Here is a 13,539-nt window from a genome sequence, read left to right on the forward strand (position 1 = left end):
GCTCTTCTCCTTAGCGATTCTGCTCGGGGTTCCATTGGCTGTAGCGATGCCCCCGCAGGAACTGCCAGAGCCCGATACTCATGCCCGCCAGTGTCACCAGCACGAACGCCGCCAGACGAAAGGGCCGGGGCAAACGGTGGTCGGCATCCATCAAGCCGATCAGCGCCATGGTGTAGCCGAGCAACTGCGCCAGCAGGCTCAGGCGATAGAACGGATGGTCGTTCCACAGCCAGGCATTGCTCAGCAACAGGGGCAGCAGCAACACCGGCGCCAGGCGGCGGATCAACTTGTGACTGATCAGCCCGATGGCGTAGAGCCCATGCCGCAACGGGTTGAGCAGCTCCCGGCGTTGGGCCAGGCTCTGCAACCCGCCAACGGTGACTCGCTGGCGCCGGCGAAACTGCTTGTCGGCCTCGTCCACGCCCTGGTCGGTTACTCGGGCCCGTGGCACGTAGACGATGGACTTGCCGGCGGCCGGTGCGCAGGTGCTGAGGAAAAAATCATCGTTGACCTGGGCCGGGATCGGCTGGAACAGCACCCGACGCAAAGCCAGCAGGGCACCGTCGGCCGAGACCATGCAGCCGGCGCGGCTCTCCACCCGTCGCAACCAGCCTTCGTAGTGGCGATACAGGCTGTCGCCCAGGCTCAGCCCCTTGCCCGGCACCGGGATCTCCATGTGCCCGGCACAGGCGCCGACTTCCGGATCGCCCAGGGGCGCCAGCAGGTGGCCGAGGGTATCGGTGGCCCATTGGTTGTCGGCGTCGGTGAACACCAGGATCTCGCCGCGGCTGTGGGCGACACCGGTATTGAGGGCGGCGGCCTTGCCCTGGCGCGGCAGGTCGAGCACGGTAATGCGCGGGTCGATCACTCTGCGTGCGCACACCACCGTATCGTCGGTGGAGCCGTCGCTGGCGAGGATGATTTGCAGTGAATGGGCCCGATAGTCCTGGGCCAGCAGGGTGCGCAACTTCGCTTCGATGTGCCGCGCCTCGTTGTGGGCGGCAATGACGATGCTCACGTCCATCGGATACGCCTTGCCGTAGCGCCGCAGCGGAAACAGCGGCACCAGCAGGCTCAGCATCAAGGGATAACCGAGGTAGGCGTACACCGGCAGCAGCAGGCACGACCAATAAATGAACTCAGCCACGGGCAGGTCTCCTGACGTTCCAATGACACAGGTTGAGCAGCAAGGCGGCGCCGGTCAGGTGCAGGCGCACCCCATGCAAAGCCCACAATTGCAGTGTCAGGCATGGGGCGCGCCGGCTCTGGCGCAGGCTCAGCAGCAGAGGCGGCAGCGCAGTGACCAGCAACAGCATCAGTGCCAGGTGCAACTGCCCCTGGAGTACCGCGAGCAAGGCCAGCAGGTCCAAGCACCAGGCGCCGACGGACAGGGCCGGGAAGCGCAGCAGGCGCAGGCTTGGGCCATGGCTGCGCAGCAATTGCAGATGACTGCCCTGGCGCCACAGCTCTTTGCTCATCCACTCGCGCCAACTGCCTTCGTAGCCCCAGTGCAGGGCTACGCTTTCGTTGACCAACAGCAATTGCGCGTCGGCCTGGCGCAGGCGCAGGGAAAAATCCTTGTCTTCGCCGGTACGCAGGGTTTCGTCGAAGCCGCCGACCCGTTCGAACCAACTACGACGCATCAACAGGTTGGCGCTGGGCAGCCACTGCACCCGATGCAAGAGGCGTGACCCCGGACGTTGACTGCGGCGCTGCCAGGCTTCGGCGAACCACGGTGCCTCCCGGGGCGTGTCCAGGTCCAGGCCCAGTACATCGCCCTGGTGGCCTTCAAGCTCCAGCAACAGCTTGAGCCAGTCGGCCGGCATCTCGATGTCGGCGTCGATGAACGCCAGCCAGTCGCCGCTGGCGAGGGCGGCGCCGCGATTGCGCAGGGCGCCGATATGCACGCCCGGGACGATCAGCACCCGGGCGCCCAGCTCGTTGGCGATGCGCGGGCCGTGGTCGTCGGAGCCGTTGTCCACCACGATCAACTCGCACGCCAAGCCTGCCTGGCGGGCTGCTTCCCGGGCCGCCTGCAGGGTGCGGCCGATGTGCCGGGCCTCGTTGTACATCGGGATCACAATGCTGACGCCACTCATGGGCGAGCCTCCTGTGGCGCGGCCTGTTCGGCGTCGTAGCGCAACACGCTGGTGAGGGCGAGCATGATCCACAGCAACTTGTGGTTCGGCGCGCTGAGAAACATCAGGAACAACCCCAGCGACAGGAAACTCATGCCCAGGTGCGTCAGCAGGTCCGCCTGCGCCCAGTCGCGGCGCTGCAACCAGAGCCGACGGGCGTGCAGCAGGTTGTACAGGCCAAGGCCAAGCATGCCGACAAACATCAGCCCGCCCGGCACGCCGATTTCGCTGAAGATTTCCAGGTAGGTGTTATGGGCCCGGCGATACAGGTCACCCAGCTTGCGGTTGGCCGAGAACGCCTTGGCATAGCCGGTGGGGGCGTAGTGCAGGGGAAAGGTTCCGGGCCCTGACCCGAGTATCGGGTTCTCGCGGATCATCTGGCTGCCGACCAGGATGTACGAGGCACGGCGACCCAGGGATTCGTCCTTGTGGGCATTGACGCCGGCGCTGAGGATGCTCAACGACTGGATGCGTGCCACGTAGCCGGCGGGCATCACCGCGACCGCCAGGGGAATCAACAGTGCCAGCCCAAGCATGGCGAAGCCCAGGTGCCGCGGACGGATGCGCGGCAGCTGCGCACGATAGTGGTACAAGCCAATCACCAGGCTGAGCAACAGCACCACCAGTCCGGAGCGCGACTCGGTCTTGGTCATGCCGCCGAGCAACAGGATGAACCCTGCGCTCCAGAACAATCGGTGCAACAGGTTCGGACTGCGCAGCACCAGCCACAAGGCCAGCGGTACGGTGAACGCAATCAACAGCGCAAAGACGTTGGGGTCTTCCAGCAGGCCGGATGCGCGGCCCTGATCCTGATATTGGGCCGAGAACATCGCGAGCACGCACGTGGTGGAGACGCTCACCGTCATCAGGCGGGCGAACAGGTCCAGGTTCAGTTCGCGACCGATCAGCAGGGTGATCACGAAGAGAATCAGCCCCACCGTCAGCTCTCGCAGGTGGGTCAGGGACAGGTCCATGTTTTCCGAGAGCAACAGGCTCAGGCCATACAGCACCATGAAGCCGATCAGAGGCTTCCAGATATTGCTGCGCAAGCGTGTCGCGGGAATCTGGTGCAGGGCCAGTTGCAGCATCAAGATCAGGATCAGCGCCAGGCCAAAGAACTTGCTGCCGGAAAACGCGCTGTCCTTGAACAGGCCTTCGAATGGCACCAGCGCGGCAATGCCCAGCAAACCCCAGCCGGGCTTGCGGTACAGCACGGCGACGCCGACCAGGCCGAGCACCGCGCCCGGGGCCAGGAACGGATAAGGGCTGGCCAGCAACGCCAGGCACACCAGGCCCAGCAGGCTGATGATCGAGAGTGGGACAATCATGAGCGAGCCTCCCGTGCCGTGCGGATGTAAAGCTGCGACCAGCGTTCGGCCAGCGTGCGCAGGTCGTAGCGATCCTGTTGGGTGCGGCGTGCGTTGTCGGCGAGGATCCGCGCCAGGGGCGGTTCGCTGAACAGCGTTTCGATCTGCGCCGCCAGGTCCGCACTGTCGGCCGGTGCCGCGAGCAGGCCGTTGTGGCGGTCCTGCAACACGTCGGGAATGCCGCCGACGCCGAATGCCACCACTGGCACGCCGGCCTGCATGGCTTCGAGCAGAATCATCGGGGTGCCTTCGGTGCGCGAGCTGATCACCAGCGCGTCGAGGCGACTCCACCAGGCATTCATGTCGGTCTGGTAGCCGGGTAATTCGATGCGCGTGGGCAGCCCGGCGTCGGTGATGCGCTTGAGCAGCGCCTGGCGTTCCGGGCCGTCGCCGAGCATCACCGCGTGCAGCGACGAATGCCGCTGGCACAGGGGGATCATGGCATCGAGGAACAGGTCCGGGCCTTTCTCGCTGCTCAGCCGGCCAACATAGCCGACCCGCCAGCGTTGCTGGTCGGTGCGGTGGGCCAGTGGCGTGCTGGCCGCTGGCAGGCCGTTGGGGATCACGTCGAGTTTCTCCGCCCGCACGCTGGCCCGGCGGTGCAGCGTGGCGATGCTCTCGGCCACGCAGACCACTCGCTTGACCGAGGCGGTGCGGCACAGTTGCAGGCTCAGCCAGGTGTAGAAACGCTGCTTGGGGCTGCGCGGCGTGAAGCCATGCTGGGTGATCACCAGCGGCAGGCGCAGCAGCGTCGCCGCCGACCAGCCGAACAACAGCCCTTTGAAGTTGTGGGTGTTGATCAGCGGTCGCTCGTCCCGGCGCTGGCGCAGGTGCTGCAACAGCTCGGCCCAACTGGCGCAGTGACGGCAATCGACCCCAGCCTGGCGAAAACGCGTGATCAACGTCGGTGGCGCCGCCAGGAACAGCACCTCGTGCTGTCCGGGCGTTGCCAGGCAATGATCGAGCAGCATCCGCTCGGCCCCATAGAAGCCACCGCTGTCGAGCAGATGAATGATCGACAGGGGGCCGCTGTGGCGGGGCGGGTCGAACGGCGCGTTCAATTTCGCACCCAATGGACAAGGCTGGGCAGGCTCCAGTTGCGGTGCGGATTGACCTGCTCGGGAGACTGTTCGTTGATCACCAGCAGCACCGGCACTTCCAACTGCCGGGTGATTTGCGCTGGGTGCTTGAAGCGGTGATCGAAGAACTCACGCACATAGACCAGGGCGATCGCCAGCAACAGGCCGCTGAACATGCCGAAGACAATGATCAGCATCGGCTTGGGAAAGGCCGCAGCGGTCGGTTCGAACGGCGGGCTCAGGACCCGGGCGTTGGACAGGTCGTTGTCCAGCGAGCGCGCGGTGCTGGCTTCGGCGAAGCGCTGGGCGTAGGTGGAGAAGGCCGCATGCAAGGCATTGATCTCGGTGTCCATTTGCCGCAGCTTGCTTTGGGTTTCCTGCAACTGATGGATGCGCTCCTTGAAGGCGGCGATGCGTTCGACTTTCTGATTGATCACCGAACTGACCACCGCCAGATCGGTGGTGCGTTCCTGGATCCGGTTGTTGACCACTTTCAGGAACTGCTGGCGCGTGCGGACGATCTGTTCCCGGGCCAGCAACATCGGTTCGCTGCTGGGCTGGAAGATCGCCAGGTCATTCATGTAGCGGCTGACCTGGCTGGTCAGTTGCTCGCCCAGTTGTTTGATCTCCCGGTCCTCGAAGGCAATGTTGTCCACGGTGGTGGTGAAGGTGAACGGGAAGGTGTAGTCGTTGAACCGGGAGCTGTTCGCTGCCGCCAGGCTGGTCTTGAGGTAATCGAGCCAGCGCTGGCTTTGCAGCAGGCGATCCTGGTACAGGTTCAGGGCCTGTTCTTCGGTGTTGATGGCGTTCAGGCGGAAGGTGATTTCTTCCTTGGGATCGGACGAGCCGATGTTTTCCAGCAACCCCAGCCGAGTGCCCTCCAGGCCGTCGAGACGGGTCTGGTATTGGGCTTTCTTCTGCTCATAGAAGGTTTGCGGCAGTTCGATCGATTGCAGGTCCTGGCGGTTGCTGAGGTAGTTTTGCAGCAGCTGTGCCACGAAGCGGGTGCCCTGGGCCGGGTCGCCGAAACTGTAGACGATGGAGATGACGTTGGAGCCCGGCAGGGTCTCGATTTTCAGGTTTTCGATGGCCTCGTCGGTCAGCGTATCGAGCACCGTGTCGCGCACCGGATCGACCTCCAGCCCCAGGCCATCGCGCAGCGGGTTGATGACGTACTCGCGCAGGGGTTGGGTGACGTACTTCTTGAGCGGCTCGCTCACCCACTTGTTGAGAATGCCCGGGCTTGGGGTGTAGTCGCCCTGGTCGCGCAGAGCACTGATGGTCTGCCGGATCAACGCCGGTGAGCGCAGGATATTGCTCTCGGTTTCCATGTCCGCCAGGGACGGCGGGATGAAGGTGGCGTTTTCCTGGTTCAGCGACGTGGTGGCGTCGCCCTGGGAGAGTTTTTTCGACTGGACGATCACCTGGGCGGTGATGTCGAAGCTCTGCTTGAGCATCAACGGCAGCACCAGGGCGATCACGGCGAAGATCAGGAATACGCGCTTCACCCACTGCTTGTTGGCGAAGAAGATCCTGAAGAACTCATGCAAATAATTTTCCTTGGGATTCATGATCAATTACCTGCTGCAGAAGTGTCGGTACTGGATCTGCTGCTGTTGTCGCCTTTGCTATCGAGGCGGTAGCCCAAGCTGACGCCAACACCCTGGAACAGCACCACGTCGGCCAATTGCCGAGCCATTTCACCGGCTTTGGCCAGGCCGGTCTTGGGTACGTACAGCATGTCTTCCGGCTGCAGGTAGGCGATCTGCGAGGCGTCACCGCTCAGGGCTTTTTCCACGTCATAGTGGCGGGCTTCGACCTGGTTGCCGTTGCGGCGCATGATCACCACCGAGTCGAGCCGGGCCTTGACGTTGGTGCCACGGGCCAGGGTCAGGGCCTCGAGGACCGAGATCGGCCGGCGGATCGGGTAGGAACCAGGCTGCGCCACTTCGCCGAGGACATAGATCTCGTTGCCGGCGGTGGACTTGAGCAGTACGTCGACGGTCATGTGGCCTGGCAACTGGGCATAGCGCTCGTTGAGGAAGGTTTCCAGTTGGGTCACGGTCATGCCTTGAAGTGGCACGGAACCGATTTCCGGGAAGCTTGCGTAACCATCCCGGCCCACGATGATCTCCCGGCTCATGCCGGTGGCCGGGTGGGTCAAGGTGTTCCTGAGGTTCGTCTCGCTGGACAGCGGGCTGGTCACCAGCACCGTCAACTGATTGCGGTTGGGCTGGAACAAACTTTTCTGGTCATAGGCACGCTGGACCGCCAGGCGGGCTTCGTCGGTGGTCAGGCCGGCGACTTTCACCGAGGTGTTGGCCCCTGGCAGTTCGATGCTGCCGTCGGGCATCACCTGTTGCGTGCCGTTGAGCTGGCTGGCGGCGGTGAAGTTCAGGGCCACCTGGTCGCCCGCCTGCACCCGATAGGCCTGGGGCCCGGTGGTGCTGATGTGAAAGATCACATCCAGTACGTCCTGGGGCCGCAGGGTCTGTTCGACCTTGGGCATGTCGGTGGCCTGGGCATTGGCCGGTGCGGCCGTGAGGATCTGCACCGGCATCGAGCGGGTATCGGTGGTGCTGGAGCAACCGGCAAGCGGCAGCAACAGCAGGACAAGCATTCTGGCGTTCATCTCGTCATCCTTTTGCAGGCTTACAGGTTGTTGTAGAGCCACTTGGGCATGTAGTACTTGCGTCGGTTGAACACGCTGCCGACCACTTTCGCGCCCGCTTGGGACAGGCGCTGGCGGGCGGCCTGGGCCACTTCCCAGCGGGTGTCTTCACCGCGCACCACCAGCACCACGCCATCGACCTGGGTGCTGAGCACCAGCGTGTCGCTGGCCGAATACACCGCGTCGGCGTCGATCACCACAAAGCGGTACTGCGCCGCCAGTTGCTTGAACAGCGGGCGCAGGCGCTCGGGGCTCAGGCGTTCGGCATTGCGACCCAGGCGACCGTGGGGCAGCACGTCGAAGGGCAGGCTGGACGCCTGCACCACGCAGTCCTGCAACAGGGGCGGGGCGAGGCTGTTGAACAACAGGTCGGTGAAGCCGCGCTCCTTGTGCAACGCCAGTTGCTGGCTGAGGTTGCGCGGTGACTGGCTGGCATCCACCAGCAAGACGCGACCGTTGCTCATCTGCGCCAGCTGAGCGGCCAGTGCCATGGCGCTGGTGCTGGTACCGGTGCCGGTGTTGGCGGACGTCAAGAGCAGGGTCCGCAGGGAAGGGTCAAGCACGGTCGAGGTCAGGTTGGTCTCGCTCGGGCTTGCGATAGTCAGGATATTCGTTGAGCCGTCCATTTAACTCGCTCCGTGGCCGCTGAAAACTTTGAAGGGGGTAAGTATCAGGATCTTCAAGTCCAGCCACAGGCTTTGTTCAGCGATATAGCTGAGGTCCAATTCCACGCGCTGGTCGAAGTCGATATTGCTGCGCCCGGAGATCTGCCACAGGCCGGTCATGCCGGGGTAGATGCTCAGGCGCACAAGATGGTTGTCCTTGTAGCGATAGGCGTTGAACGAGGTCGGCCGCGGGCCCACCAGGCGCATGTCGCCGGTCACTACGTTGATCAGGTTCGGCAGTTCGTCGAGGCTGCTGCGACGCAGGAACCGGCCGATGGGCGTGATGCGCGGGTCGTTGTCGATCTTGAAATCGATGGCATCGGCACCGTGTTTGTTGAGGTGGCGCAGCGACTCCTTGAGGGCTTCGGCGTCGGCGACCATGGTGCGGAACTTGTACATGCCGAACACCCGACCGCGATAGCCGGTGCGTTTCTGTATGAACAGCACCGGGCCAGGGCTGGAAAACTTGACCAGCAGTGCCAGGCCCAGCAACAGCGGGCAGAACACCACCAGGATCGCCAGTGCGCCGAGGCCGGCCACCACCCGATTGGTGCGCGAGACTGTCCAGGGCCGGCCGCCGTCGCGACCGGTCAACCAACCACGACCCTGGCGGTGGATGGCCGCGTCCAGGCGCCTGCGGTGGTCGGGATCGACACGCTTATCGCGTCCGGGGGCATTGATCGTAATGATTTGTTCATGTCGGGTCATAGACTCCTCCGCTGAGATTGGGCCGCAAGCGGCGCGTGGGCAGGCACTAGGTAATACTCGAGGAACCACTGGATGAAGCGGCCCAGGCCGTCGTCCAGTTCGATGCCCGGCTTGAAGCCGGTGGCCCGCGCCAGGTCGCTGGCGTCGGCGCAGGTGTTGAGCACATCGCCCGCTTGCAGGGGCAGCAGTTCGACGCGGGCGGTGCGTCCCAGGTGTTTTTCCAGCAGCGCGACATAGGTGCGCAGCGCCACCGGGTGCTGCCCGCCGATGTTGTAGATCCGCCAGGGCGCGCGGCTGGTGGCCGGGCCCGGTTGTTCGTGATCCAGCAATGGCGTGACCTGGGGCGCATGTTCGATCAGGCGGGCAATGCTTTCGACGATGTCGTCGATGTAGGTGAAATCGCGCTGGTGCTCGCCGTGGTTGAACAGCTGCAGCACACGGTCTTCGGTGATGGCGCGGGCAAACTGGATCGGCGACATGTCCGGCCGGCCCCAAGGACCGTACACCGTAAAGAACCGCAAGCCGGTGCAGGGGATACCGAACAGGTGGCTGTAGCTGTGGGCCATCAGTTCATTGGATTTTTTGCTGGCCGCGTACAGCGACAGCGGATGATCGACGTTGTCTTGCACCGAATAAGGCGTGCGCGGGTTGGCGCCGTATACCGAGCTCGAGGAGGCGTAGATCAGGTGCTTGACCGGATACCGGCGGCAGCTTTCCAGGATGTTCAGGAAGCCGGTGATGTTGCTGTCGACATAGGCCTGCGGGTTTTCCAGGGAGTAGCGCACGCCGGCTTGGGCCGCGAGGTGGATCACCACGTCCGGGCGCCGGGCCTGGAACAATTCGTCGATGGCCGATGCGTCGGCCAGGTCGAGCCGCGCCAAGGGGAAGGTGCCGACCTGGTCGTTCACCCAGGCCACGCGGTCGTGCTTGAGCTGCGGGTCGTAGTAGTCGTTGAAATTGTCCAGCCCGCACACCCGATGGCCGTCGCGCAGCAGCCGCGACGTGACATGGGCGCCGATGAAACCGGCTGCGCCGGTGACCAGGATGTTCACGCTTGTGGCCCTGGTGCCGGGGTGCCGGGCACGGTGTGGCGCAGCCCGATACCGCGATACAGCAGCCCGGCGGCGGCCAGGTGTTCGGGGTTGTACAGGTTGCGCCCATCGATGATCACCCGGGCGCGCAACTTGCTGGCCAGCAGGTCGAAATCCACTACGCGAAAGTTCTTCCACTCGGTGCAGATCACCAGGGCGTCGGCGTCTTCCAGGGTGTCATCGCGGGTTGCACAGAGGTTCAGGTCCTTGCGATAGCCGTAGAGGCGGCGGCATTCGGACATGGCTTCCGGGTCATAGGCCTGGACCCGGGCACCTTCGCGCCACAGCGCTTCCATCAGGTAGCGGCTGGGGGCTTCGCGCATGTCATCGGTGTTGGGCTTGAACGCCAGGCCCCAGATGGCAATCGACTTGCCGGCCAGGCCATCCGGGAATTGCTTCGCCAGTTTCTCGAAGAGGATGTGCCGCTGGCTGTCGTTGACATCGGTGACGCTGCGCAGCAGGCGCAGCGGCATGCCGCTTTGTTCGGCGGTGTGCAGCAGGGCCCGCAGGTCCTTGGGGAAGCACGAGCCGCCGAACCCGCAGCCGGGGTAGATGAAGTGATAACCGATGCGCGGGTCCGAGCCGATGCCCTTGCGCACCGCTTCTATGTCGGCACCCAGCCGTTCGGTGAGGTTGGCCAGTTCGTTCATGAAGCTGATGCGGGTGGCGAGCATGGCATTGGCGGCGTACTTGGTCAGTTCGGCGCTGCGGTTGTCCATGAACATCAGTTTTTCGTGGTTGCGGCAAAAGGGCGCGTAGAGCTCCGTCATCTGGTCGCGGGCCAGCGGGTCGGCGGTGCCTACGATGATCCGGTCCGGGCGCATGCAATCGGCCAGGGCGCTGCCTTCCTTGAGAAATTCGGGGTTGGACACCACGCGCACGTTCAGCTGTTTCAAGCCACGCCGGGCCAACGTCTGGCGGGCGCACTCGGCCACCTTGTCGGCGGTGCCCACCGGCACCGTGGACTTGATGACCAGGGTGCGGTCGCTGTCCATGAAGTCGGCGATCTGCCGGGTGACGGCCAGCACATGGCTCAGGTCAGCCGAGCCGTCTTCATCGGCGGGGGTGCCGACGGCGATGAAAATCAGCTCGCCGTGATTGACCGCGTCGCTGGCCTGGGAACTGAACGACAGGCGTCCGGCCTTGATGTTGTCTTCGAGCAGATTGGACAGCCCCGGCTCGCTGATGGTGGGTACGGCCTGTTGCAGTTGCCGGATCTTGTTCGGGTCGATGTCGATGCACAAAACGCGGTGTCCGACGTCGGCCATTGCGGCCGCCTGGATCAACCCGACATACCCCGTACCAAATACGCTCACGTCCATTTTTGGCGCGCCTCGCAGACCGAATGATGTAACTCGGATGAAACTGTTTAGAGGGGTATAGCGCAGCTTCAGAAAAGCGTGTCAGCAAAATGACAGTTGTCAGTGTTGGCAATTCAAGTGAAATCGGGCCTTTTGATATCAAGTCATTGACTGATCTAGCAAAGTGGCTGTTTTACTGGGCGTAGCAGGCATTTGACAAAGCGATAAACGGTCGTTATCCATAGATTTTTATATTTTGTTACCTGCTTTCGTGTCGTTTTTGGGGCAACTTTTTTTTGACGCGTGGTCGAGGGAGAGGTTTCTTGCGCTTTGAAAATCGGCTGCTAACGTGCAGGAACGAAGTGCTTTTGACACTGCGATCCGGTCGAGGAAAACATGGCCCGCTACCTCAAGGAATTGCTGCTGTTTTTGTACCTGCTCAAGGGGTACGCCTATTACCTCGACCGTCTCGATGCGTTGGGCCTGGGCTTGGCAACCTTGCTGTTCGGCGCCATGTTCGTGCTGTTGATGGTGGCGCTGTGGATGTGCGCCTACATACGCCAGACGATGGTCAGGCATGTGTTTGCCTTGGCGCTGTTCGTTTCAGCGGTTTTTTTCGAGGTGTACACCCAGGTCACGGACAGTTACCTGACCTACAGCCAGTTCGTCTCGCTGGTGTATTCGGGAGGGTTCATCCAGGAAGCGGCCTATCAGTATCGCCAGGTGATCATCAACGCGGCGATCGGCGGCTTGTTGCTGTTGTTCGGCATCGCCCTCAAGCCTCGGCGAGCGCTGCGAGTGCCCGGTTATCTGCCGGTGCTCGCGCCCGTACTGGGCGTGGTGTTGCTCAGTGGCGTGCTGTTCGTGCGGGCGGGCGAGGGCGCGCGCGGCCTGCCGGTGATGTACACGCCGTTGGCCTATTTGAATCTCTTCGCCTACGAGTCCTTGCACAACACCATCGGCCCCCGGGAACCGGTCACCCTGGCGCGGCGATCGTCTTTGATCGAGCAGGACATCGTGCTGATCATCGATGAAAGCATTGGCGGCAATTACCTCGATATCAACACGCCGTCTGGCGTGCACAGCGGCCTGAAGACACCGCCCGTGGGCGTGGATATTTTCAATTTCGGCTACGCGGCTTCCATCGCCAATTGCAGCGCCGACACCAATGTCACCTTGCGCTACGGCGGTACTCGCGCCGACTACATGCGCATCAACAGCACCCGGCCGTCGATCTGGCAGTACGCCAAGCAGGCCGGCTTGCGCACCGTCTACATCGATGCCCAGCGCACTGGCGGCAATCTGCAGAACCTGATGACCGACCTGGAAAAACAGGACATCGACGAATTCGTCCAATTCGACCAGGCCAGCGTGCGTGACCGCGACATGGCGGCGGCGGCGAAGTTGATCGAGCTGTTGGGCGACCACCAGGCCGAACTGGTGGTGATCAACAAGGTGGGGGCGCATTTTCCAGTGCACGACAAATACCCCGACAACTTCATGAACTACCGCCCGGCCTTGCCGCGCGGGCAGTTCCAGGAAGTGGCCGACACCGGCAGGCGCGACGGTTTCAATGGCCAGCAAGATGACTGGCTGCTGTACCGCAACGCCTACCAGAACACCTTGCTGTGGAATGTCGGCGAGTTCTTCAAGCGAATCTTCCAGCAGGCCGATTTGAGCCATGCCGTGTTGATCTATACCTCCGACCACGGCCAGGATCTGCACGAGCGCGGCAATCCCGGGCTTAACACCCATTGCGGCGGCGACCCGGTGGCCGAAGAAGGCTTGGTGCCGTTGGTGGTGATCCAGGGCAGCCAATTGCAGACCCTCGATTGGCGCAGCGCCTGGGCCCGGAACAAGGACCGCTCCAGCCACTACAACATCTTCCCGACGCTGTTGCAGTTGATGGGCTACGACCCGGTCGGGGTCGAATCGGCCTATGGAAAATCCCTGAACCAGCCGACCGATGACGACTTCACCTTCAACTACCGCTTCAACGCGCGGCTGGGGGCGAAACCGGCGTGGAAACATATCGACCTGGACAACATCGTGACACCGCATTCCGGCCAGGTTGAAATGGCGGTGGGGCATTGACTCTATAGGCTGAGCTCCTTGGGAGTGGGGCATGCTCGTATGAGGCCGGCACATCCAACATCTTCATTGACTATGACGCCGCCTTCGCGAGCAAGCTCGCTTGTATGGTAGGACTTGAAGGGAGGAGGAGGGACAAAGCTCGATTCTGACTGTTAGCCGCAGTACAGACCGTGGGAGATTTCACCCCTCCTCCTTTCACCCAAGCGCCGATAAAGAATGCATCTGGCCTAGACCGACGATAGGAACAAGCCTGCGCCTCTGGGTGAACCCTTCAAGTGTTCAAACCTTAGCCCGGAGGATTTTCAATGGCAATGCCGGTTTCTGTCGCAAAGCCGATCGTGGGTGTTGATGTCGCCAAAGATGAGTTGGTGATTTATCACGCAGAAACAGATCGACTGGAAGCGATCCCCAACACCAAGGCAGCG

Annotated in this window: 11 protein-coding genes and 1 pseudogene; 2 read left to right on the forward strand and 10 right to left on the reverse strand. The window is 62.8% G+C overall.

The genetic code is table 11. The annotated features are described in order from the left end of the window. Nucleotides 1–10: 10 nt before the first annotated feature. The 10 genes from BLP82_RS26965 to BLP82_RS27010 are packed head-to-tail and all read right to left on the reverse strand — an operon-like array spanning nt 11 to nt 11,041. Nucleotides 11–1,147, reverse strand: a complete 1,137-nt coding sequence (locus tag BLP82_RS26965) for a glycosyltransferase family 2 protein (RefSeq protein ID WP_092175599.1) — start codon at nt 1,145–1,147, stop codon at nt 11–13. Continuing rightward, on the reverse strand, nt 1,140–2,099 hold the full coding sequence (locus tag BLP82_RS26970) for a glycosyltransferase (RefSeq protein WP_092175603.1): 960 nt from the start codon (nt 2,097–2,099) through the stop codon (nt 1,140–1,142). Before BLP82_RS26970 ends, BLP82_RS26965 begins: the two co-directional genes overlap by 8 nt. Beyond that, nucleotides 2,096–3,466: an O-antigen ligase family protein gene (locus BLP82_RS26975; RefSeq protein WP_092175607.1), complete on the reverse strand. Its 1,371-nt coding sequence runs from the start codon at nt 3,464–3,466 to the stop codon at nt 2,096–2,098. The genes BLP82_RS26970 and BLP82_RS26975 overlap by 4 nt, the downstream gene beginning before the upstream one ends. Further along, nucleotides 3,463–4,566 (reverse strand): glycosyltransferase family 4 protein, encoded by a 1,104-nt coding sequence (locus BLP82_RS26980; protein ID WP_060738221.1) that lies wholly within the window; start codon nt 4,564–4,566, stop codon nt 3,463–3,465. Before BLP82_RS26980 ends, BLP82_RS26975 begins: the two co-directional genes overlap by 4 nt. Continuing rightward, complete coding sequence (locus BLP82_RS26985; RefSeq protein WP_092175612.1) at nt 4,563–6,155, reverse strand: GumC family protein; 1,593 nt, start codon at nt 6,153–6,155, stop codon at nt 4,563–4,565. Before BLP82_RS26985 ends, BLP82_RS26980 begins: the two co-directional genes overlap by 4 nt. 2 nt (nt 6,156–6,157) lie before the next feature. After that, entirely contained in the window at nt 6,158–7,216 is a 1,059-nt protein-coding gene (locus BLP82_RS26990) for a polysaccharide biosynthesis/export family protein (RefSeq protein ID WP_092175616.1), read from the reverse strand. 20 nt (nt 7,217–7,236) lie between these two features. Further along, nucleotides 7,237–7,881, reverse strand: a complete 645-nt coding sequence (locus BLP82_RS26995) for a CpsD/CapB family tyrosine-protein kinase (RefSeq protein ID WP_060738218.1) — start codon at nt 7,879–7,881, stop codon at nt 7,237–7,239. Then, entirely contained in the window at nt 7,882–8,628 is a 747-nt protein-coding gene (locus BLP82_RS27000; RefSeq protein WP_092175620.1) for a sugar transferase, read from the reverse strand. After that, nucleotides 8,625–9,680: an NAD-dependent epimerase gene (locus BLP82_RS27005; RefSeq protein ID WP_092175624.1), complete on the reverse strand. Its 1,056-nt coding sequence runs from the start codon at nt 9,678–9,680 to the stop codon at nt 8,625–8,627. The genes BLP82_RS27000 and BLP82_RS27005 overlap by 4 nt, the downstream gene beginning before the upstream one ends. Beyond that, nucleotides 9,677–11,041 carry a UDP-glucose dehydrogenase family protein gene (locus tag BLP82_RS27010; RefSeq protein ID WP_092175628.1) on the reverse strand — a complete coding sequence of 455 codons (1,365 nt, stop codon included), beginning with the start codon at nt 11,039–11,041 and terminating at the stop codon, nt 9,677–9,679. The genes BLP82_RS27005 and BLP82_RS27010 overlap by 4 nt, the downstream gene beginning before the upstream one ends. Before the next feature lie 375 nt (nt 11,042–11,416). Here BLP82_RS27010 and BLP82_RS27015 point away from each other — a divergent pair, with 375 nt between their 5' ends. Beyond that, a complete protein-coding gene (locus BLP82_RS27015; RefSeq protein ID WP_092175632.1) occupies nt 11,417–13,114 on the forward strand; it encodes a sulfatase-like hydrolase/transferase in 1,698 nt (565 codons plus the stop codon). Between the two features lie 305 nt (nt 13,115–13,419). Continuing rightward, nucleotides 13,420–13,539 (forward strand): annotated as a pseudogene (locus tag BLP82_RS31780) (IS110 family transposase); the annotation flags it as partial.

The organism is Pseudomonas sp. NFACC37-1, from assembly GCF_900101575.1.
Classification (GTDB): domain Bacteria; phylum Pseudomonadota; class Gammaproteobacteria; order Pseudomonadales; family Pseudomonadaceae; genus Aquipseudomonas; species Aquipseudomonas fluorescens_AA.